The following is a 20,857-nucleotide window of genomic DNA, read 5'->3' as shown; positions in this document are numbered from 1 at the left end:
CCCAGCGGCCGTGCGGCGTGGCAGACTTCGGGGCCCATCGACCCCCGTCGGCAGGAGGCGTTCTTCTATGTCCGCAGGACCCCGGTCCGCCGCCGCCCGGACGCTGCTGCTGCGGTCCGGGACCGAGGCGCCGGCCGGCGCCGTGCTCCTGCTGCACGGCGGCCGCGAGGACGGCCTGGAGGCACCGCCGCTGCTGAACCTGCCCGCGCTGCGGATGCGGCCCTTCGCGCAGGCCGTCCGGCGGGCCGCGCGCGGCCGCTCCGTGCTCGTCGCCGAGGCCCGCTACCGGCACCGGGGCTGGAACGGCGAGCGGGCCGACCCCGCCCGGGACGCCGAGGAGGCGCTGGCCCGGCTGCGGGCCCGCTTCGGCGCCGTCCCGGTGGTACTGGTCGGCCATTCCATGGGCGGCCGGGCGGCGCTCGCCGCCGCCGGGGACCCGGCCGTCCGGGGTGTGGTGGCCCTCGCGCCCTGGTGCCCGCCCGACGAGCCCGTCGCCCACCTCGCCGGACGGCGGCTCTACCTGCTCCACGACGAGACGGACCGGATCACGGCCGCCCGGGAGTCCTGGGCGTTCGTCTGCCGGGCCCGCGAGGCGGGCGCGGACGCGACCGGCATCCCCATGCCCTCCGGCGGCCACACCATGCTGCGCGGCGCCGCGCTGTGGCACCGGCGCACCGCCGTCCTCGCCCTGGAGACCCTGGTACGGCCCCGGCCCTGACGGCCCGTCCGGTGCTCAGGCCCCCGCGCGGGCGGTGGCCCCGTCCTCGTCCCCGTACCGCCGGGAGAGCAGGTCCAGCGCCTCCCGCAGCCCCGTCGGGCGGACCGTGCCCGGGGCGGGGGTCCGGCCCGCCCAGCCGGGCCCGGCGAGCAGCACCAGCGGCGCGGTCCTGGCGCCCCGCAGGCCGAAGCCGGTCGAGGCGACGTGCCGGGCGAGCGCGTGGTCGGCGGTGGAGCGGGCCTGCGCCCACAGCGCCACGGCGGCCGGACCGGTCCTGCGCACGGCGGCGTCCAGCGCCTCGGCCGGCACGGCGGCGCCGAACATCCGCACCGGCAGGCCCCGTTCGGCCAGTCCGGCGGCGAGCGCCTCCAGCGGCAGGGTGTGCTGCTCCGCCGGGGCACAGGCCAGCAGTACGGGACCCGCCCCCGGGTGCCGGACGCGCCCCGTCACGGCGGCCCGCCGCAGCGCGGTCGACACGTGCCAGGACAGCAGGTGCTCGACCTCCACGTACCGGTCGCCGGAGGACTCCCAGGTGCGGCCCACGGCGTGCAGCGCGGGCATCATGAGCTCCTCCCAGGCGGTCACCGGCCCGTGCTCCGCCACCGCCTCGGAGAGCAGCGCCTCCAGGGCGGGCCCGTCGAGCCGGACGGCGGCCCGCGCCAGCCCCCGGTGCCCGGCCCGCACCTCCCCGGTCGGCGGCGGCGCGCGCACCGGCTCCGGGGGCTCCGGGGGCGCGGTGGGCTCCGGGGGCGCGCCGAGGGCCGTCCGGGCGGCCTCGGCGGGCGGCACCCCGGCGGCCGTCAGCCGGCACATCTCCTCCAGGACGGCGACGTCCCGGGGCGCCCAGCGGCGGTGCCGGCCGTCGGCCCGGACGGCGGGCCCGATGCCGTACCGCCGGTCCCAGGAGCGCACGGTGGTGGGGGAGACGCCCAGGCGCCGGGCGAGGGCGCCGGTGGTGATGCCGGCCCCGCCGGCTCCTTCGGTCACGGGGCCACCCTACGGCGCGGCGGTGTGCGGGCGGTGCGGGGCGACCGATTCGCGGAAACGGTCATATCGGGACAGGATCGGCGGTGAGAGGGCGTGCGACGATGCCCCCGCGCGGTCGTGAGGACACGCTCCCCCGCCCGGCGCGCGGTTCGAGGAGGCGGTCTTGTCCGAGCTCATCGTGATCGGTTACGGGGACCGTGCCGGGGCCGAGGCGGCCCTCGCCACGGTGCAGGACCTCCAGCGGGACCAGATCGTCCGGCTCAACGGCCTGGCGGTCGTCTCCGTCGACGAGGAGGGCCGCACCCACGTCGACACCTCCAACCGGGTCGTCGGCGTCACCGCCGCCACCGGCGCCCTGTGGGGCACCATCTTCGGCATCCTCTTCCTCGTCCCGGCCGTCGGCGCCCTGACCGGGGCCGCGCTCGGCGGACTCGTCGGGCGGCTCAGTCAGTCCGGGATCGACGACCGCTTCCGGGAGCAGGTCGGCGACCTGCTGCGCCCCGGCTCCGCCGCCGTCGTGCTGATGGCCGGGAAGCTCACCGAGGACAAGTTCACCGCGGCGATGCAGCGGCACGGCGGCACCGTCCTGAAGACCTCGCTCAGCGACGAGGACGAGAAGGACCTCGCCGAGCGGCTCGCCGGCCCCGACTGAGACGACCCGGGGCCGGGGGAAGACCCCGGCCGAGACCCCGGCCCCCTCTTCCGGGCGAGCCCGCCCGGCCGACAGGAAGGCAGTCCCATGGATCCCGTGCTCAGCGGTGAGACCCTCGCGAAGCTGCGCCGGCCCCGGCCGTACCCGGCCGTCTCTCTGGTGATGCCGACGCACCGGCGCGAACCCGACAACGCCCAGGACCCGGTGCGCCTGCGCAACCTCCTGGCCGAGGCGGAGAAGGCCCTCACCGGCGACCCCGACGTGCCGCGCGAACGGCGGCTCGACATCCTCGACCAGCTCGGCCGCGCCGCCGCCGAGACCGACCTCGCGCACGCCGAGGACGGCCTGGTGATCTACGCGGCCCAGGGCGAGCACCAGGTGTGGTCGCTGCCCCGCACGGTTCCCGAGCGGGTGGTCCTCTCGGACACCTTCCTCACCCGCAACCTGGTCGCCGCGCACGCCGCCGAGCAGCCCTCCTGGGCGCTGGCCGTCGCCGCCGACCGGGTCTCGCTGTGGAGCGGCGACCCGGAGCGGACCGTCGAGTCCACCCGGGAGGGCTTCCCGCTCACCCGCGACCTGGAGGACCCCGACGCCGAGCGCAAGGAGCGGATCGGCGACCTCCCCAGCACCTGGCAGGACGAGGCCGCCCGGCAGTTCCTGCGCGACGCCCACGAGAAGCTGCGGGCCGTCCTCGCCTCCGACCCCCGCCCGCTGTACGTGCTCGGCTCCGCGCCCGCCCTCGCGCTCCTGGAGGAGCTGGGCCCGCTCGCCCCCGAGACCGTGCGGGTCCCGCACGGCGGCCTCGCCGACGGGCCGGCCGCCGCCGTCCACGACGCCGTCGAACCGGCCCGCGCCGAGCGCGCCGCCGCCGCGGTCTCCGCGCTCTCCGCCGAACTCGACGCGGCCCGGGGCCGGCGCGAGTTCGCCGGCGGCATCGACGAGGTGTGGCGCGCGGCCCAGGAGGGCCGGGCCCGGCTGGTCGCCGTCGAGGACGACTACCGGACGGTCGTCCGCGAGGAGGGCGGCCACCTGGAGCCGGCCGGGCCCGACGACCCGGGCGCCCGGGACGACATGGTCGACGAGATCGTGGAACGGGCCCTGGACACCGGCGCCGAGGTGCGGTTCGTCCCCGGCGGCGCCCTCGCGGGGGAGGGGCACGTCGCGGCGGTGCTGCGCTACTGACGGCCGCCCGCGCGGCGGAGCGCCGGGCGCGGCCCGCGCCCGGCGCCGCTGTATAGGCTGCCCGGATGGCCGGTGCACAGGAGCAGCAGGAACAGCGGGAGGCGCCCGGCGCCGCCGGAGCGGCGGCGGGCGGGGACGACGTCGGGCTCCAGCGGTTCGCCGTGGCGCTGCGCCGCACCCTCGGCGAGGTCAACCGGGTGGTGCACGGCTTCGCCGCCGACCAGCGGCTGCACCCCACCGACGTGCAGGCCCTGTCGTTCGTCCTGGACCACGACGGCCCGGTCACCCCGGGTCTGCTCCGCACCCACCTGGGGCTGACCTCGGGCGCGGTCACCGCCTGCCTCGACCGGCTGGAGAAGGCCGGGCACATCCGGCGCACCCGGGAGAGCGCGGACCGCCGGGTGGTGCACGTCGAGTACGCCGCAGGGGCGATGGCCGTCGCCCGCGACCACTTCCGGCCGCTGGCCGAGGCGACCGAGAAGGCCCGCGCCCGCTTCGACGACGACGAACTCGCCACGGTGCTGCGCTTCCTGGAGGCCCTCAACACCGAGCTGGCCGACCTGCGGGTGCCCCGCCGCTGACCCGCCGCCCGTTCGTGCGGGCGCGGGTGCATCCGCGTGCCGCCCTCCGGTGGAAGGGGGTGTGCGAGGCGCTCCGGTCCTCGTGCTTCAATGTGCCGCAACATCTCTCAATCATTGAGATTCTTTTGGATCGAGATATTGGGGGAGCGTGCGACACGCCGAGCCCACCCACCTTCCCGGGAGCCACCCCATGCCCGCAGCCCCGCCCTGGACCCGCCGACTGCTGCCCCTGCTACTGGTGGCCGTCTGGCTCGTCGTCGGCGGCGCCCTCGGCCCCTACGCGGGCCGCCTCGGGGAGGTCGCCACCAACGACCAGGCCGCCTTCCTGCCCCGCAGCGCCGAGTCCACCCGCGTCCTGGAGGCCCAGGCGGCCTTCCGCCAGGAGGAGTCCCTCCCCGCGATCGTCGTCTGGACCTCCCCCGGCGGACGGCCCCTCGACCAGGCCGCCGCGGGCGCCGCCACCCGCGCCCTCGCCGCCCTCGACGGCACCCCCGGCGTCGTCGGCGCGCCGTCCCCCGCCCTGCCTTCCGAGGACGGCGAGGCCCTGCGCGCCGTCGTCCCGCTCCGCCCCGACCTCGGCGACGCGCTCCCCGACACCCTGGACCGGATCGAGAAGGCCGCCGCGGCCGTGCCCGGCACCGAGACCTGGATCGGCGGCCCCGCCGCCAGCCGCGCCGACCTCTCCGACGCCTTCGCCGGCATCGACGGCCTCCTCCTCGGCGTGGCCCTCGCCACCGTCCTGGTCATCCTGCTGCTGGTCTACCGCAGCGTCCTGCTCCCCCTGGTGATCATCCTGGGCGCGGTCTTCTCCCTCGCCCTCGCCTGCGCCGTCGTCTACGTCCTCGCCGACCACGACGTCGTCCGCGTCGACGGCCAGGTCCAGGGCATCCTCTCCATCCTCGTCATCGGCGCCGCCACCGACTACGCCCTCCTCCTCGCCGCCCGCTACCGGGAGGAGCTCGGCGCCCGGGACGGGGCCGACCGCACCGCCGCCATGCGCGCCGCCCTGCGCCAGTCCGCCGGGCCGATCGCCGCCAGCGCCGCCACCGTCGCCCTCGGCCTCCTCGCCCTCCTCCTCAGCGACCTCACCAACAACCGCGCCCTCGGCCCCGTCGGCGCCATCGGCATCGCCTGCGCCGTCCTCAGCACCCTCACCTTCCTGCCCGCCGTCCTCGTCCTCCTGGGCCGCGCCGCCTACTGGCCCGCCCGCCCCAAGGCCGCCGACGCCCACCCGCTCTGGCACCGGATCGCCGGCTTCGTCGACCGCTCCCCGCGCCGCCTCTGGGCCGGCTCCCTGGTCGCCCTCCTCGCCTGCTCCGCCTTCGCCCTCACCCTCGACTCCAAGGGCGTCCCCTTCGACGAGATCTTCGTCAAGGACGCCCCCTCCGTCGCCGCCCAGCAGCGCCTCGCCGCCCACTTCCCCGGCGGCGCCGGAAACCCGGCCGTCGTCCTCGCCTCCGCCGCCTCCGCCGACCGGGTGAGGACCACCGCCGAGGGCGTCGACGGCGTCGCCTCCGCCGCCGTCGCCACCACCCCGCCGCCCGGCCCCGCCCGCCCCCTCGTCGCGGACGGCCGGGTCCGCGTCGACGTCACCCTCGACGACCCCGCCGACAGCGACGCCGCCAAGGAGACCGTCGCCCGGCTGCGCACCGCCCTGCACGCCGTGCCCGGCGCGGACGCCCTCGTCGGCGGCACCACCGCCCAGCAGTACGACACCCGCCTCACCGCCGAACGGGACCGCGCCCTCATCGTCCCCGTCGTCCTCGCGGTCATCCTCCTGATCCTCGTCGGACTGCTCCGCTCGCTGCTGCTGCCGCTGCTCCTGGTGGCCACCGTCGCCCTCAACTTCGCCGCCACCCTCGGCGTCGCCGCCCTCGTCTTCGAGCACCTGCTCGGCTTCACCGGCACCGACCCCGCCGTGCCCCTCTACGGCTTCGTCTTCCTCGTCGCCCTCGGCGTCGACTACAACATCTTCCTGATGTCCCGGGTCCGCGAGGAGACCGCGCTGCACGGCACCCGCGAGGGCATCCGGCGCGGCCTCGTCGCCACCGGCGGCGTCATCACCTCCGCCGGCGTCGTCCTCGCCGCCACCTTCGCCGCCCTCGGCGTCATCCCCCTCGCGTTCCTCGTGCAGATCGCCTTCATCGTCGCCTTCGGCGTCCTGCTCGACACGCTCGTCGTCCGCTCCCTCCTCGTCCCGGCCCTCGTCCGCGACCTCGGAGCGGTCGTCTGGTGGCCCGGGGCGCTGCGCCGCCGCCCCTGACCCGCCCCCCCGGGTGGGCGGCGGCCCGTCACGGTCCGCCGTCCACCCGGAACGCCAGCATCGCCGTGTCGTCCCGGTGGTCCGAGAGCCCCTGGAGGATGCGCAGGAAGTCCGGCAGCTCCCGGCGGCGGCAGAGCATCGCCTCGTGCGCCAGCCGGCGCTGCCCCTCGTCGATCGGCGCCGCCGGCGTCTCGATCAGGCCGTCGGTGTACAGCAGCAGGGTGTCGCCGGGGCGCAGCAGCCGGGTGTGGGTCGTCCGGGGCAGGGCGGCGGCCACGCAGAGCGGCGGGTCCGCCGCCCCCGGCAGGAAGAAGGCGTCGCCGCGCGCCGGGACGACCAGCGGCGGCGGATGCCCGGCGCTCGACCAGGCCAGCAGCCACGTGCCGTCCGGGCGCCGCCGCAGCGTCGTGTGCAGCGCGGTCGCCAGCGCGGCCGTGTCCAGACCGGCCGCCACCTGGTCCAGCCGGCCCAGCACCGAGTCCGGCGGGGCCGCCCCCGCCGCGTAGGCCAGCGCCCGCATCATGCTCCGCATCTGCCCCATCGCCGTCGCCGCCGTCAGGTCGTGCCCGGCCACGTCCCCGATGTCGAGCGCCAGCGTGCCGTCCGGCAGCGTGAAGGCGTCGTACCAGTCCCCGCCGATCTCCCCGCTGGAGCTGGCCGGCTGGTAGCGGGCGGCCAGCCGGCCGCCCGCCACCGGCGGCGGCTCGGTCAGGTGGGCCCGCTGGAGCCCGAGCGCGGTCAGCCGCGCCTGCTGGAGGTCGAGCACCTTCCGGATCGGCCGCTGCGCGTGGTGCAGCACCTCCCGCAGCAGCTCGGTCTCGGCCGGTCCCGGCACCGGCGTGTCGCCGTTGGAGCTGGTGGCGGCGTACCCCAGCACCCGGTCGTCCACGATCAGCGGGATCAGGGTGAGGCTGGTCGCCCCCGAGACCCGCAGCCACCGCTCGCTCACCGTCGGCACCAGGCCGGGCGGCACGGGCGCGCCGGGCTCCAGCCGGAAGGTGACCGGCGCCCGGCGGTCCAGCACCTCCCGCACCACCGGGGTCACCGTCACCCGCTGCCCGCGCAGCGCGGGCGGGGCGGGCAGCCCCGGCCGCGTCGCCGACGCGATCCGGCGGGCGGTGACCTCCGCGTGCTGCGGCGGCGGCCATTCGTCGTGCGACAGCAGCAGGACCAGGCAGGCGTCGGTCAGCTCCGGCACCACCACCTTCACCACCTCGGCGAACGCCTCGTGCAGGCTCGCCCCCGACACCGCCGCCACCTGGGCGAGCAGCCGCTCGCGCAGCTGGCTGCCCCAGGCGTCCTCCACGTCGGCCGTCGCCACCACCCACTCGGCGACCCGGTCGTCCCGCAGCACCGGCACGGAGCGGGTCGAGACGTGCCGGTACGAGCCGTCCGCCGCCCGCACCCGGAAGACGCTCTCGAAGACGTCGGGCGGCCCGCCGCCCAGGGCCCGCCGCCACGCCGCGCCCAGCTTCTCCCGGTCGCGCGGGTGGATGCGGTCGTACCACTCCTTGTCGGCGCGCGGCAGCCAGGGCGCGCCGGTCAGCCGCTCCCAGCCGGGGACGATCTCCTCCATCGCGCCGTCGTCCCGCAGCACCCACACCATCTGCGAGATCGCCGACACCAGCGCCTCGTACCGCTGGAACGCCCGGGTCTCGGCCGTGGTGTCCATGGCGACCACGAGGATGCCGGGGCCCTCGGCGGTGGTGACCGGGCTGCACGAGTAGACGAAGTGCCGGGCCTGGCCGGTGGACCCCGGGTCGGTCCGCCGCTCGCCGACGACCTGCCGGGCCCGCCCGGTGGCCCGGACGGAGTCGACGACGGCGAGGAAGCGGTGCGCGTCCGGGTCGGGGAAGGCGGCCCGGGCGGGCCGGCCGATCGGCCGGACGCCGAAGAGCCGGGTGAAGGCGGAGTTCGTGTACACCAGCCGGTCCTCGGGCCCGGCGAGCACCGCCACGGCGGCGACGGCCCCGTCGAACGCCCCCGGATCCACCAGCCGCCCCGGGCTCGCCGGCCGGCCCGCGCCCGGGGCACGGCCGGGCGGGTCCGGGGCGGCCGCGTCGGCGTGGGTGCCGGTCATCGGGGGGCCGCCGGAGGTGGGGGCGGGGTCCGTACGGGCTCCGCCGCGCCCCTCGTATCCGCTCCCGTCGCGCTCATCACGCCTTCATCATCACCGCGCGGACGGTTCCCGGCCCGCCGCCGGGGCCGCCCGTGCCGCCGTACGGTCCGGTTCCGGCGTGGTTGACGCGCGTCGACCCGGCGGGCCACCCTTCCTCCGAAAGGCGTTAGATGACAGATGCATGACACCCCTGTGCGGTGTCCCGCATGCCGTTCACCCGAGGTGGAGGTCCGCCCGATGCTCCTGCACGCCCGCGCCCCCGGTTCCGCCCTCTCCAGGCTGCTGCTCGCCCTCGTCCTGCTGGTCTCCGGCCTCGCCGGCGTCGTGGCCGGGGCCGGTGAGGCCCGCGCCGACGGCTGCTACACCTGGTCGCGCACCCTCTCCCAGGGGGCGACCGGCGCCGATGTGACCCAGCTCCAGATCCGTGTCGCCGGCTACCCCGGCTACGGCGGCGTGCTCGCGGTCGACGGCTCGTACGGGCCCGCGACCGCCGCCGCCGTCAAGCGCTTCCAGTCCGCCTACGGCCTGGCCGCCGACGGCGTCGCCGGACCGGCGACCTTCAGCAAGATCTACGCCCTCCAGGACGACGACTGCACACCGGTCCACTTCACCTACGCCGAGCTGAACACCTGCAACGGCACCTGGGCCGGCGGCGCGGTGAGCGCGGCCACGGCGAAGTCCAACGCCCTGCGCACCATGTGGAAGCTGGAGGCGCTCCGGCACGCCCTGGGCGACCAGCCGATCCGGGTCACCAGCGGCTTCCGCAGTACCTCCTGCAACGCGGCGGTCGGCGGCGCCTCGAACAGCCGGCACCTGTACGGCGACGCGGCCGACCTCGGCGCGGGCCCGAACAGTCTGTGCGCGTTCGTGAAGCAGGCCCGCAACCACGGCTTCAACGGCATCCTCGGCCCGGGCTACCCCGGCCACTCCGACCACGCCCACGTCGACCACCGGCCCAGCCGCTACTGGTCCGCCTCCGGCTGCGGCGTCTGAGCCCGCGCGCGGCCCCGGGCCCGGTCCCGCCGGGTCCGGGGCCGCGCCCGGCTCAGTAGGTGACGCCCACGTGGGCCAGGGCCTGCTTCAGGAGCACGCCGTGGCCGCCGGGCATCTCGCCCTGGACGGCGGCGGAGGCCGCCTCGTGGGGGGTGAACCAGACGAGGTCGAGCGCGTCCTGCCGGGGGCGGCAGTCGCCGCTGACCGGCACGATGTAGGCGAGCGACACCGCGTGCTGGCGGGGGTCGTGGAACGGGGTGATGCCGGCCGTCGGGAAGTACTCCGCGACGGTGAACGGCTGGAGCGCGGCGGGCACCCGGGGGAGCGCGACCGGTCCGAGGTCCTTCTCCAGGTGCCGCAGCAGGGCGTCCCGGACGCGCTCGTGGTGCATCACGCGTCCGGAGACGAGCGTGCGGTTGATCGTGCCGTCGGCGCCGATGCGGAGCAGCAGTCCGATGCTCGTGACCTCACCGCTGTCGTCCACCCGGACCGGCACCGCGTCGACGTAGAGGATCGGCATCCGGGCGCGGGCCGTCTCCAGCTCGTCCGAGGTCATCCAGCCGGGCGTGGTCTCAGTCATGTCAGACATCGCCTGATCATACTTACCCCGGGGGCCTCCCGGTCGCGATTCCGGCATCCGCCTGTCGGGTGGGACGGGTGGGGCGAGAGGGTTCCGCGGCCGGGTCAAGAGCGGTAAAAATCCCGGGAATTGGTCTAGTCCAAGTGGGCTCCGGGTGGGCAGGGGAAACGCGTGCGGACCGGCCGAACAGGTCTAGTCCAGTCTTCGTCGGGATGCTTGACCCGCCTTCGCGCCGCCGCCTATCCAGTACCCGGCACCCCGTCGGCCTCCCACCCGGCGGGGGCCCACCGCCCACCCCTCACACCCTTGGGACGACCGATATGAGAAGCACGCGCCCCCTCCGGGCGATCCTCGCCGCCGTCACCACCGTCGTGGCCGCGGCCGGACTGACCGCCCTCGGCGGCGGCTCCGCCCAGGCCGCGACGCCGCTGCCGAACCGGGTCTTCGCCCCGTACTTCGAGGCGTGGACCGGCGAGAGCCCCGCCGCCCTCTCCGCCCAGTCCGGCGCCAAGCACCTGACGATGGCGTTCCTCCAGACCGCCACCAAGGGCTCCTGCACGCCGTACTGGAACGGCGACACGGGCATGCCGATCTCCTCCGCCGTCTTCGGCGCCGACATCAAGACGATGCAGGCGCGCGGCGGGGACGTCATCCCCTCCTTCGGCGGCTACACCGCCGACACCACCGGCACCGAGATCGCCGACAGCTGCACCGACGTCAACCAGATCGCCGACGCGTACGAGAAGGTCCTCACGACCTACGACGTGACGCGCCTCGACATGGACATCGAGGTCGACGCCCTCGACAACAGCGCCGGCGTCGACCGCCGCAACAAGGCCATCAAGGTCCTCCAGGACCGCGCCGCCGCCTCCGGCCGCACCCTGGAGATCTCGTACACCCTGCCGACCACCCCCAACGGCCTCGCGGCCAGCGGTCTCGCGCTCCTCAAGAACGCGGTGAGCAACGGCGCCCGGGTCGACGTCGTCAACATGATGACCTTCGACTACTACGACAACGCCGCCCACGACATGGCCAAGGACACCCAGACCGCCGGCCAGGGCCTCTACAACCAGCTCGCCAAGCTCTACCCGGCCAAGACCCCCGCCCAGCTGTGGGGCATGGTCGGCATCACCGAGATGATCGGCGTCGACGACTTCGGCCCCGCCGAGACCTTCACCCTCGCCAACGCCCGCACCGTCTACGACTGGGCCGTCTCCAAGGGCATCAACACCCTCTCCTTCTGGGCGCTCCAGCGTGACAACGGCGGCTGCCCCGGCGGCGCCGCCGCCGACAACTGCTCCGGCATCGCCCAGAACACCTGGGACTTCAGCCACATCTTCGCGCCCTTCACCGGCGGCACCACCGCGCCCGCCGACGACTTCTCCGTCGCCGCCGCCCCCGCCGCCGGCACCGTGACGGCCGGCTCCGCCGCCACCGCGACCGTCAGCACCGCCGTCACCGCCGGTGCCGCCCAGTCGGTCTCCCTCAGCGCCGCCGGCCTCCCCGCCGGCGTCACCGCGAGCTTCAGCCCCGCCTCGGTCACCGCCGGCGGCTCCGCCACCCTGACCCTGACCACCAGCGCGTCGGCGGTCTCGGGCACCTACCCGATCACGGTCACCGCGGCCGGTCCGTCCGCCGCGCACACCGCGACCTACACCCTGACGATCACCGGCGGCAACGGCAGCCAGTGCACCGCCGCCCCGTGGGCCAAGACCACCACCTACACCGGCGGCCAGACCGTCTCGCACCAGGGCCACCACTGGAAGGCCAAGTGGTGGACGCTGGGCGAGGAGCCCGGCACCACCGGCCAGTGGGGCGTCTGGCAGGACCTCGGCGCCTGCTGACGACCGCTCCGCCACCACCGGTCGCCCCCGCCCTCCCCGAGGGCGGGGGCGACCGCCGTCGCTACTTGACCGAGCCCGCCATCACCCCGCGCACGAAGTGCTTCTGGAAGGCGAAGAACACCACCAGCGGCACGATCAGCGACAGGAACGCCCCCGGGGCCAGGACCCCGATGTTGCTGCCGAACTGCCGCATCTGCGACTGGAGCGCCACCGTCAGCGGCTGCGACCCGCCGTCCGCGAAGAGCAGCGCCACCAGCATGTCGTTCCACACCCACAGGAACTGGAAGATCGCCAGACTGGCCAGCGCGGGCCGCCCCAGCGGCAGCACCAGCCGCAGGAAGATCCGCGCCTCGCTCCCGCCGTCCAGCCGCGCCGCCTCCAGCATCTCCCGGGGGATCTCCGCGAAGAAGTTCCGCAGCAGGAAGACGCCGAACGGCAGTCCGTACGCCACGTGGAAGAGGACCACCCCGGCGACCGTCCCGAAGAGGCCGACCGCGCCGAACAGCTTCGCCACCGGCAGCAGCCCGATCTGCACCGGTACCACCAGGAGCCCGACGACCACCAGGAACAGCCCGTCCCGGCCGGGGAAGTCCAGCCAGGCGAAGGCGTATCCGGCGAGCGCCGACACCCCGACGACGAGCACGGTGGCGGGCACCGAGATCAGGACGGTGTTCCAGAACGCCTGGACGAGGCCGGAATCCTCCAGCAGGACCCGGTAGTTGTCGAGGGACAGCTGCGCGGGGTCGGCGAAGGCGGTCCACCAGCCGTCCGAGGCGTTGTCCCGCTCCGAGCGCAGCGAGGAGAGCAGCAGCCCGGCCAGCGGGGTCAGCCAGACCAGCGCCACCACCAGCAGCAGCCCCTGCACCGCCGCGCTCCCGAGCCACCGGACGCCGCCGGCGCGCCGGCTCATGAGTCGCCCCCCTTCCGGAAGCGCCGGATGTTGAGGACCATCGCCGGGACCACGAGCAGGAGCAGCAGCACGCTGAGGGCGCTGCCCAGCCCCTGGTCGTTCCCGCCGCCGAAGGAGACCAGCCACATCCGGGTCGCCAGCACGTTCGCCTCCTCCTGCACCGGGCCCGGCGCGATCACGTACACCAGGTCGAAGACCTTCATCACGTTGATGACCAGGGTCACGAAGACCACCGTGAGGACCGGGGCGAGCAGCGGCACCGTGATCCGGCGGAAGACCTGCCGCTCACTGGCGCCGTCCACCCGGGCCGCCTCCAGCACGTCGCGGGGGAGGGCGGCGAGCCCGGCCCCGATGAGCACCATCGAGAAGCCGGTCCACACCCACAGGTAGGCGCCGATCACCGCCGGGGTGATCAGGGCCGGGCCGAGCCAGTCCACCCCGCCGTACCCGGCGGCGAAGACGGCGGCCGGCACGCGCAGCCGGTACGTCCCCTCCGTCAGGCCGTCGAGCCGGAAGGAGCCGTCGGCGGCGGTCCGCGCGGAGGCCACCGCCGCCCCGTCCCTGACCGCCTCGACGGTCACGCCGGGCAGCCCCTTCTCCGCCGGGTCCACCCGCCCCGGCCGGCCACCGGCGCCCGGCGTGAAGTCCAGGTACACGGTCCCGGTCAGCGCGCCGGGCACCGCGTCGGGGGCCCGCGCCGGTCCGGCCGCCGCCGGTACAGCGCCGGGCGCGACGCCCACGAAGGGCAGCACGGCGACCGCGCCGGGCCGCAGCTCCCCGCTGGTGTAGCCGTCGGCCTGGCTGCCGGTGAGGCCGAGGCCCTCCCGGGCGCGCGCGGTCGGATAGGGCGCCGGCTCGACGAAGACGTCGTGCACGCCGACCACCACCGCGTTGAGGACGCCCCGGTCGGGGTCCTGCTCGTACGCCAGCCGGAAGACGATGCCCGCCGCGAGGAAGGACACCGCCATCGGCAGGAACAGCACGAGCTTGAAGGCGGTCGCCCAGCGCACCCGCTCGGTCAGCACGGCCAGGAGCAGGCCGAGCCCGGTGAGCAGGACCGGGGCGACGACCACCCAGACGGCGCTGTTGCGCAGCGCCGTGAGCGTCGCCGGGTCGCGGGCCATCTCCACGTAGTTGTCCGCGCCGACGAAGCGGTCCCCGCTCGCGTCGAAGAGGCTGCGGACCACCGAGAAGACGACCGGGTAGGCGACCAGGGCGCCGAGGAGCAGCAGTGCGGGGAGGGCGAAGGCGGCGCCGAGGAGCCGTCTGTGGCGCAGGGCGCGCCGCCGGGGGTCCGCCCCGGGGCGCGTCGTCGTCCGCTGGGCCATGGCGGTCCGGCCTCAGTTCCCGTACGCCTTGGCCGCGGCCTTCTCCAGTTCCGCCGCCGTTCGCGCCGGGTCGGAGGGGTCGCGCAGGAAGTCCTGGAGCAGCTTCCACTCGCCGGCCCCCTTGGTGCCGCCGAAGGCCGCGGGCGCCTGGTCGGACATGTCGAAGCGGACCGAGTCGCCCGCCGCGACGAGCGAGGCGGCGGTGGCGCGCGCGGTGTCGTCCGCGTACGCCTCCGGCTTCACGTCCTTGTTGGGGGAGAGGAAGCCGCCCGCCCCGGCCCACACGGCGGCGGCCTCCGGGGTGGCGAGGAACTCCAGGAGCCGCATGCCGGCCTCGGCGTTCTTCGCGTCCTTGAGGACCACGGCCGCGTCGCCGCCGCTGACCACCGGCGCCTTCCCGCCGCCGACGGGCGGGAAGGCGAAGAACTTCGCGTCCTCGCCGGGCTTGCGGCCGTACTCGTCGCGGGCGACGCCGCCGACGAAGTCGCCCTCGTAGACCATGGCGGCCTTCGGCTCGGGGCCGAAGACCTTCTCGACGGAGCCGGGGAAGTCGGTGCGCAGCGCCTCGGCGGCGCCGCCGGCCACCAGCCGCTTGTCCTCGAACACCTCGGCGAGGGTGGTGAGCGCGGCGACGACGCTGGGGTCGGTCCACTTCAGCTCGTGCCGGGCGAGCCGGTCGTACTTCTCCGGTCCCGCCTGCGACAGGTAGACGTTCTCGAACCAGTCGGTGAGCGTCCAGCCGTCCTCCCCGGCGACGGCGAAGGCGGGCCGCCCGGAGTCGGCGACGGTGCGGCCGGCGGCCAGCAGCTCGTCCCAGCTCTTCGGCTCGGCGACGCCCGCCTGGGAGAGGGCCTCGGGGTCGTACCAGACGGTCGACTTGTGGGCGGCCTTGAAGTAGAGGCCGTAGTAGGTGCCGGAGACCGTGCCGTAGGTCTGCCAGACCGGTGCCAGGTTCCCGGCGGCGGTGGCGGAGGTCTTCTCGGAGAGCGGCGTGAGCCAGCCGGCCTCGGCGAACTGCTTCAGGACGCCGACCTGGGGGACCAGGACCACGTCGGGGGCGTTGCCGCCCTCGATCTTGCTGCCGACGAAGGTGGAGACGTTGTCGCCGGAGGGGACGAAGACGGTCTTCGCCCCGGTCTTCGCGCCGAAGGCGTCGAGGACCTTCTTGAAGTTCTTCTGCTCGCTGCCGGTCCACACCCCGGCGACGGTGACGGTCGTGCCCGCCAGCTCGCCGGAACCGCCGCCGGAACCGGGGGCGGGGGCGGGGTCGCCGCCGCAGGCGCCGGCGGTGAGGGCGAGGGCGAGCACCGCACCGGCGGCGCCGGTGGTGCGCAGGGTCCTGAGGGAGGCTCGTCGCATGGTCGTCCTTCCTTCGTTCCGATGCCTACATGTTAAGTAGCGGTGACGAAGTCATGTCAACGACGCGGACACAACTGGCATGCCAGCGCCATGTGTTGGGCAAACAGAGTGAAGGAAGGGGAGTCCTTCTACCTAACGGGAAAGCAGCGAGCGGGAAGGGAGGGAGTCATCGACCGCCGCCAGCTCGCGCACCAGCCGCCGCGCCCCCTCCTCCGGCGTGGTCCGCAGCGCCAGCACGTCCTGCGCCACCGCCTGCACCGCCAGACTCACCTGCTCGTACCGCGCGCTCCTCGGCCGGGGCACCGCCGCCAGCACGCTCTCCCGCAGGATCGGCAGGTACGGATGGGCCGCCACCAGCTCCGGATCGGCGTACAGCGAGGCCCGCACCGGCGGCAGCGAACCCCGCGTCAGCACCCGCCGCTGCACCGGCTCGCTCGTCAGGTACGCGAGGAAGTCGGCGGCCGTCGCCGGATGCCGCGACCGGGCCGACACCGCCAGGTTCGACCCGCCGAGCACGCTCCGGCCCGGCCCGTCGGCCCCCGGCAGCGGCGCCACCGCGAACCGGCCCGCCACCTCCGACCCGGGCCGGGCCGCGTCGGCGTACACGTACGGCCAGTTCCGCAGGAACAGCAGCCGCCCCTCCTCGAAGGCCGCCCGCGACTCCTCCTCCGTGAACCGCAGCGCCGCGGCCGGTATCCAGCCCTCCCGCACCCCCCGCGCGAGGAACGCGAAGGCGGCCCGCGCCGCCGCCTCGTCGACGCCCTCGCCCGGCGCGCCGCCCGCCGACCGGATCGCCTCCGTCACGTTCACCGTCAGCCCCTCGTACGGCAGGAACTGCCCCGCGTAGCCGTCCATCCCGTGCTTTGGCGCCAGCGTCCGGGCCAGCCGGGCCAGCTCCGCCCAGGTGCGCGGCGGCCGCTCGCCCGCCGCCTCCAGCACGTCCGCGCGGTAGTACAGCAGCCCGGCGTTGGTCACGTACGGCACCGCGTACAGCCGCCCCCGGAAGACCGCCGTGTCCACCACCGGCGGCAGGAACGCCCCCAGGTCGAACCGGTCCCGCTCCAGCGGCGCGATCAGCCCCGCCGCCGCGAACTCCGGCGTCCACGCCACGTCGATGTTCAGCACGTCGAACCGGCGGCTCCCGGACCGCAGCTCGGAGAGCATCTGGGCGCGCGTCTCGTCCGCCGAGTCCGGCAGCTCCACCAGCGCCACCGGCTCCGCCGGACGCCGCGCGTTCCACTCCGCCACCAGCGGCGCCAGATAGTCCGTGAGGTCCCCGGCCGTGACGAAGGTCAGCGGACCCCGCCCCCCGGCCGGCGGCCCGCCCGGACCCGCCACCGCCCCGACGCACCCGGCCAGCACGACCGCCACCGCCAGCGCGCCCCTCCGCACGGCCCGCACCCACCCCATCGGTCCCTCCCGGACGTGGTCCCGGCACGACGCTCCATCGTGACAGATCCCGCCCCGGGCGCATCGGTGATACTGGTCCGGCGGACCCGGCTCCCGCCGGTCCACCGGCCCCCGGACCGCCACCACCCGGCCGGGAACGGCGCACGACACGGAAGAAGGGGGAGCGCGTGCGGCAGCAGCTGCTGGCACTCCTCACCCGGGGCCCCGCCCACGGCTACGAGCTCAAGCAGGGCCTTGAACAACTCCTCGGCTCCGCCTACCCTCAGCCCAACGTCGGGCAGGTCTACGTGACGCTCGGCCGGCTGGAGAAGAGCGGACTGATCGAGGGCGAGGACGTCGAGCAGACGGGCCGCCCCAACAAACGGACCTACCGGCTCACGGACGCCGGACGGGAGGCCGTCGCCGCGTGGTTCGAGGACACCACCGACGAGCCCCGGGTGCGCGACGAGTTCTTCATGAAACTCGCCCTCGCCCCGCTCTCCGGACTCGCCGACCCGATCGCCCTGATCAACCGGCAGCGGCGGCAGCACCTCAACACCATGCGCGGCCTCTCCCGCCTCGCCGCCGCCGAGGACCGGGGCAACAAGATCGCCCAACTCCTCATCGAGGGCGCCATGCTGCACCTCCAGGCGGACCTCGACTGGCTGGAGCGCTGTCAGGAGGAGCTCGAATGACCGACCCGGGCACCGGTACGGGACCCCCGCCGGGCGCGATCGTGCACGCCGAGGGACTCACCAAGACCCACCACGGCGACCGCGCCCCCGTCCACGCCGTCCGGGGCGTCGACCTGACCGTCCGGGAGGGCGAGTTCGTCGCCGTCACCGGCCCCTCCGGCGCGGGCAAGTCCACCCTCCTCCACCTCGTCGGCGGCCTGGAGCGGCCCGACTCGGGACGGCTGTGGATCGCCGGGGAGCGCGCCGACGGCCACGACGAGGCCCGCTGGGCCGTCCTGCGCCGCCGGGGCATCGGCGTCGTCTTCCAGTTCTTCAACCTGGTCTCCCACCTCACCGTCGCCGACAACGTCGAACTCCCCGCCCTCCTCGCGGGCGCGGGACCCCGCGCCGCCCGCGCGGCCCGGACCGGACTCCTCGCCGAACTCGGCCTCACCGGGCGGGAGAACGCCCTCCCCGGCGCCCTCTCCGGCGGCGAGCAGCAGCGCGTCGCCCTCGCCCGCGCCCTCGTCAACCGGCCCGCCCTGCTCCTCGCCGACGAACCCGCGGGCAGCCTCGACAGCCGGGGCGCCCGCGACGTGCTGCGCCTCCTCGGCCGCTTCCACGCCCGGGGCCAGACCATCCTGATGGTCACCCACGACGCCCGGACGGCGAGCGCCGCCGACCGGGTCATCAGCTTCTTCGACGGCCGGATCGCCGACGACACCACCCTCGGCGGCCCCGCCCCCACCCGGCCGGGGGTGACCGGGGTCCTGCGACTGGACGACTGAACCGCAACGGCCGGGCCCGGCGGGCCGGTCGGGCCGCCGGGCCCGGCGTTCCAGGGCGGGCGGCACACGGACGGGCGGCACACGGACGGCGCGGGAGCGCGAGGAGGCGGCGAGGTGCGGGCGACATGGCGGTGGGTCCACTCCGACCTCCGCACCCACCGGGGCGAAGCCCTCTTCGCGGTGCTCGCCACCGCCGGCGTCATCGCCTCCCTGCTGCTCTCCGCCGCCCTCCTCGGCTACGCCGTCAGCCCCTGGCAGCGCGTCTTCAACGAGTCCCGGGGCGCCCACATCTGGCTCCAGGACCACGGCGGCCCCGACCCCGCCGCCCTCGCCCCGCTCACCTCCCTCGACGAGGTCGCCGCCGTCTCCGGACCCTTCCGGACGGCCGCCGCCACCCTGGAGTCCGGCGGCGCCCGCGCCGGCACCGTCCTGCGCGCCGCCGGACCCCGCCCGCCCGGCACCGCCCGCCCCCTGCTCACCGCCGGCCGCTGGCCGGGCGAGGACGACGACGCGATCGTCCTGGAGCGGTCCCTCGCCACCGCCCTGTGGGCCGACCCCGGCGAGACCGTCACGGTCACCCTCCCCGGGCGCGGCGGCCCCGCCGGCCGCGCCCTGCGCGTCGCCGGGATCGCCGAGACCGCCGAACCCCGCTACCGGCCCGGCCGGGGCGGCGGCGTCGGCTGGGTCCCGGCCGCCGCCCTCGACCGGCTCCTCGCCGCCGCCCCCGGCACCCCCACCGGCCACGCCCTGGGCCTGCGCCTGAAGGACCCCGACGACACCGACTACGTCGTCCAGCGCGCCGTCACCCTGCTCGGCGCCGGCCGCGTCGACCAGGTCACCAAGTGGCAGCAGGCCAAGGCCGACTTCGGCGGCGACGACCGGCTCCTCGGCCGCCTCTTCGCCGCCTTCGGACTGGCCGCCCTCCTCGCCGCGGCCCTCGCCGCCGCCGGCGCCGTACGGGCCCGCGTCCGGGGCCAGGCAGGCGACATCGCCGTCCTCAAGGCCATCGGCTTCACCCCCGGCCAGGTCGTCCGCGGCTACCTCCTGCGCCACCTCGGGCTCGCCGCCGCCGGGGCGGGCCTCGGCACCGCCGCCACCCTCGCCTGCGGGCCGCTGATCCCCGGCCGGGTCGGCGCCGCCGTCGCCCTCTGGCCGCGCATGCCCGGCCACCGGGCCGCCGTCCTCGGCCTGCCCGCCGCCGCCGTCCTCCTCATCGGCGCCGCCACCGCGCTCGCCGCCTGGCGGGCCGGCCGGGTGCCGCCGGTCCCGGCGGCCCGGTCGGCGCTCCCCGCCGCCCGCCCGCTCTCCGCGGCCGCCCGCCGCGCGCTCGGCCCCGGGCTCGCCCCGGTCCTGGTCCTCGGCCGGCGCTTCGCCTTCACCGCCCCCGGCCGGGCCCGCGCCCTCGGCGCGACGCTCCGGCTGGCGCTGCCCGTCGCCCTGATGACGGTGGCGCTCACCGGCTGGTCGACCCTGGGCCAGTTCCACACCGACCCCGCCCGGATGGGCCGGGCCGCCGCCCTCACCGTACGGGCCGAGAACCTGCGGCAGACGTCCGACGCCGCCCTCGAACGGACCCTGGAGGCGGTGCCCGGCGTCGCCGACGCCGTCCCCGGCGCGGAACTGGCCGCCCTCGTCCCCGGCCAGAACGGCACCCTCACCCTGCGCGGGCTCGGCACCGCCGCCGACCCCTACCCCCACACCGTCGTCGAGGGCCGCGCCCCCGCCGGGCCCGACGAGGCCGTCGCGGGCCAGGGCTTCCTGGACCTGCTCGGCGCCCGGGTGGGGGAGTGGGTGCGGCTCACGGTCGAGGGACGGCCGCAGATCCTGCACGTGGTCGGCCGCAGCGTCGAACCCGACCACGGCGGCCGGGTCGTCTCCACCACCCTCGACACCCTCCGCGACGGCGCCCCGGAGCTGCGCCCCGGCTTCCACGCCCTGGTGCTGCGGCCCGGCGCCGACCCGGGGGAGGTCGCCGCGGGCGTCGCGGCCGCCACCCGGGACGGGGCCGAGGTCCGCCCGTCCGCCGACCCGGCGGACGGGCCGGACGCGCCCCGGGGCGTCCTCGCCGCGCTCGTCGCCGTCCTCGCCCTGATCGGGCTGGTGGACCTGCTCGCCCTCGTCGGCACCGGTACCCGGGACCGGCTCCGGGACCTCCTCGCGCTGCGGGCCGTCGGCCTGACCCCCCGCCAGGCCGGCGGGGTCGTCGTCACCGCCGCCGCGCTCACCGCCCTGGCGGCGGCCGCCCTGGGCACGGCGGCGGGTGCGGCCCTCGGCCACCTGATCGTCGACGCGGAGGCGGCGGCGACGGGCATCGGCGCGGGGGTGGCCCGGCTGCCCGGCCCGGCGGTCCTGGCCGCCCTGGTCGCCGCGGCGACGGCGGCGGGCGCCCTGTCGGCGCTGCCTCCGGCGGTCCGGACGGCCCGCCGCCGCCCCACCGCCTCCCCGGGCGAGACGCTCTAGGAAGGGGTACGGCCCCGGCCGCGCGGGGCG

Annotated in this window: 17 protein-coding genes; 10 read left to right on the top strand and 7 right to left on the bottom strand. The window is 76.2% G+C overall.

The features are described from left to right. Positions 1–67 precede the first annotated feature (67 nt). A complete protein-coding gene (locus IE219_RS19990; RefSeq protein WP_189979350.1) occupies positions 68–718 on the top strand; it encodes an alpha/beta hydrolase in 651 nt (216 codons plus the stop codon). Positions 719–733: 15 nt separating this feature from the next. Here the strand turns inward: IE219_RS19990 and IE219_RS19985 are convergent, their stop codons facing one another. Then, positions 734–1,705, bottom strand: coding sequence for a B12-binding domain-containing protein (locus IE219_RS19985; protein WP_189979348.1), 972 nt, complete (start codon positions 1,703–1,705; stop codon positions 734–736). A gap of 163 nt (positions 1,706–1,868) precedes the next feature. Here IE219_RS19985 and IE219_RS19980 point away from each other — a divergent pair, with 163 nt between their 5' ends. From IE219_RS19980 to IE219_RS19965, 4 genes are all read left to right on the top strand, one after another. Further along, entirely contained in the window at positions 1,869–2,357 is a 489-nt protein-coding gene (locus IE219_RS19980) for a DUF1269 domain-containing protein (protein ID WP_189979346.1), read from the top strand. Positions 2,358–2,444: 87 nt separating this feature from the next. After that, positions 2,445–3,539: a baeRF3 domain-containing protein gene (locus tag IE219_RS19975; protein WP_189979344.1), complete on the top strand. Its 1,095-nt coding sequence runs from the start codon at positions 2,445–2,447 to the stop codon at positions 3,537–3,539. Positions 3,540–3,604: 65 nt separating this feature from the next. Then, positions 3,605–4,120, top strand: coding sequence for a MarR family winged helix-turn-helix transcriptional regulator (locus IE219_RS19970; RefSeq protein WP_189979342.1), 516 nt, complete (start codon positions 3,605–3,607; stop codon positions 4,118–4,120). Between the two features lie 190 nt (positions 4,121–4,310). Further along, positions 4,311–6,383, top strand: a complete 2,073-nt coding sequence (locus tag IE219_RS19965; protein ID WP_189979341.1) for an MMPL family transporter — start codon at positions 4,311–4,313, stop codon at positions 6,381–6,383. Between the two features lie 28 nt (positions 6,384–6,411). On the opposite strand, the gene IE219_RS19960 is transcribed toward IE219_RS19965, so the two are convergent. Then, the gene (locus tag IE219_RS19960; RefSeq protein WP_189979338.1) at positions 6,412–8,463 is read right to left on the bottom strand and encodes a SpoIIE family protein phosphatase; all 2,052 of its coding nucleotides are present in this window, start codon (positions 8,461–8,463) and stop codon (positions 6,412–6,414) included. A 276-nt stretch (positions 8,464–8,739) separates the two neighbouring features. Between IE219_RS19960 and IE219_RS19955 the strand changes: the two genes are divergently transcribed. Then, positions 8,740–9,495, top strand: coding sequence for a D-Ala-D-Ala carboxypeptidase family metallohydrolase (locus IE219_RS19955; protein WP_189979336.1), 756 nt, complete (start codon positions 8,740–8,742; stop codon positions 9,493–9,495). Positions 9,496–9,547: 52 nt separating this feature from the next. On the opposite strand, the gene IE219_RS19950 is transcribed toward IE219_RS19955, so the two are convergent. Continuing rightward, the gene (locus IE219_RS19950; RefSeq protein ID WP_189979655.1) at positions 9,548–10,075 is read right to left on the bottom strand and encodes an NUDIX hydrolase family protein; all 528 of its coding nucleotides are present in this window, start codon (positions 10,073–10,075) and stop codon (positions 9,548–9,550) included. A 320-nt stretch (positions 10,076–10,395) separates the two neighbouring features. Between IE219_RS19950 and IE219_RS19945 the strand changes: the two genes are divergently transcribed. After that, positions 10,396–11,919 (top strand): glycosyl hydrolase family 18 protein, encoded by a 1,524-nt coding sequence (locus IE219_RS19945; RefSeq protein ID WP_189979333.1) that lies wholly within the window; start codon positions 10,396–10,398, stop codon positions 11,917–11,919. 61 nt (positions 11,920–11,980) lie between these two features. On the opposite strand, the gene IE219_RS19940 is transcribed toward IE219_RS19945, so the two are convergent. The 4 genes from IE219_RS19940 to IE219_RS19925 all read right to left on the bottom strand — a co-directional run bounded on the left by IE219_RS19940 (position 11,981) and on the right by IE219_RS19925 (position 16,926). Next, positions 11,981–12,829, bottom strand: coding sequence for a carbohydrate ABC transporter permease (locus IE219_RS19940; protein ID WP_189979331.1), 849 nt, complete (start codon positions 12,827–12,829; stop codon positions 11,981–11,983). Then, a complete protein-coding gene (locus tag IE219_RS19935; protein ID WP_189979330.1) occupies positions 12,826–14,157 on the bottom strand; it encodes a carbohydrate ABC transporter permease in 1,332 nt (443 codons plus the stop codon). Before IE219_RS19935 ends, IE219_RS19940 begins: the two co-directional genes overlap by 4 nt. Before the next feature lie 12 nt (positions 14,158–14,169). After that, entirely contained in the window at positions 14,170–15,516 is a 1,347-nt protein-coding gene (locus IE219_RS19930; protein WP_189979329.1) for an ABC transporter substrate-binding protein, read from the bottom strand. A gap of 132 nt (positions 15,517–15,648) precedes the next feature. Then, on the bottom strand, positions 15,649–16,926 hold the full coding sequence (locus IE219_RS19925; protein ID WP_189979328.1) for an ABC transporter substrate-binding protein: 1,278 nt from the start codon (positions 16,924–16,926) through the stop codon (positions 15,649–15,651). 167 nt (positions 16,927–17,093) lie between these two features. On the opposite strand from IE219_RS19925, the gene IE219_RS19920 reads away from it, so the two are divergent. From IE219_RS19920 to IE219_RS32295, 3 genes are all read left to right on the top strand, one after another. After that, on the top strand, positions 17,094–17,600 hold the full coding sequence (locus IE219_RS19920; protein WP_189979327.1) for a PadR family transcriptional regulator: 507 nt from the start codon (positions 17,094–17,096) through the stop codon (positions 17,598–17,600). After that, positions 17,597–18,367: an ABC transporter ATP-binding protein gene (locus IE219_RS19915; protein WP_189979326.1), complete on the top strand. Its 771-nt coding sequence runs from the start codon at positions 17,597–17,599 to the stop codon at positions 18,365–18,367. The genes IE219_RS19920 and IE219_RS19915 overlap by 4 nt, the downstream gene beginning before the upstream one ends. A 114-nt stretch (positions 18,368–18,481) precedes the next feature. Next, complete coding sequence (locus IE219_RS32295; RefSeq protein ID WP_189979325.1) at positions 18,482–20,827, top strand: FtsX-like permease family protein; 2,346 nt, start codon at positions 18,482–18,484, stop codon at positions 20,825–20,827. Positions 20,828–20,857: the final 30 nt, after the last annotated feature.

This window comes from Streptomyces termitum, assembly GCF_014650175.1.
GTDB classification, from domain to species: domain Bacteria; phylum Actinomycetota; class Actinomycetes; order Streptomycetales; family Streptomycetaceae; genus Streptomyces; species Streptomyces termitum.
The sequence above is the reverse complement of the archived record's forward strand: the minus strand, read 5'-3'. Positions and strand labels throughout refer to the sequence as shown.

Bases quoted from the DNA above. Each gene is read 5' to 3' on its own strand.
- IE219_RS19975 (WP_189979344.1), top strand. From the start codon at position 2,445: ATGGATCCCGTGCTCAGCGGTGAGACCCTCGCGAAGCTGCGCCGGCCC.
- IE219_RS19990 (WP_189979350.1), top strand. From the start codon at position 68: ATGTCCGCAGGACCCCGGTCCGCCGCCGCCCGGACGCTGCTGCTGCGG.
- IE219_RS19940 (WP_189979331.1), bottom strand. From the start codon at position 12,829: ATGAGCCGGCGCGCCGGCGGCGTCCGGTGGCTCGGGAGCGCGGCGGTG.
- IE219_RS19950 (WP_189979655.1), bottom strand. From the start codon at position 10,075: ATGACTGAGACCACGCCCGGCTGGATGACCTCGGACGAGCTGGAGACG.
- IE219_RS19960 (WP_189979338.1), bottom strand. From the start codon at position 8,463: ATGACCGGCACCCACGCCGACGCGGCCGCCCCGGACCCGCCCGGCCGT.
- IE219_RS19945 (WP_189979333.1), top strand. From the start codon at position 10,396: ATGAGAAGCACGCGCCCCCTCCGGGCGATCCTCGCCGCCGTCACCACC.
- IE219_RS19970 (WP_189979342.1), top strand. From the start codon at position 3,605: ATGGCCGGTGCACAGGAGCAGCAGGAACAGCGGGAGGCGCCCGGCGCC.
- IE219_RS19965 (WP_189979341.1), top strand. From the start codon at position 4,311: ATGCCCGCAGCCCCGCCCTGGACCCGCCGACTGCTGCCCCTGCTACTG.
- IE219_RS19930 (WP_189979329.1), bottom strand. From the start codon at position 15,516: ATGCGACGAGCCTCCCTCAGGACCCTGCGCACCACCGGCGCCGCCGGT.
- IE219_RS19925 (WP_189979328.1), bottom strand. From the start codon at position 16,926: ATGGGGTGGGTGCGGGCCGTGCGGAGGGGCGCGCTGGCGGTGGCGGTC.
- IE219_RS19955 (WP_189979336.1), top strand. From the start codon at position 8,740: ATGCTCCTGCACGCCCGCGCCCCCGGTTCCGCCCTCTCCAGGCTGCTG.
- IE219_RS19915 (WP_189979326.1), top strand. From the start codon at position 17,597: ATGACCGACCCGGGCACCGGTACGGGACCCCCGCCGGGCGCGATCGTG.
- IE219_RS19935 (WP_189979330.1), bottom strand. From the start codon at position 14,157: ATGGCCCAGCGGACGACGACGCGCCCCGGGGCGGACCCCCGGCGGCGC.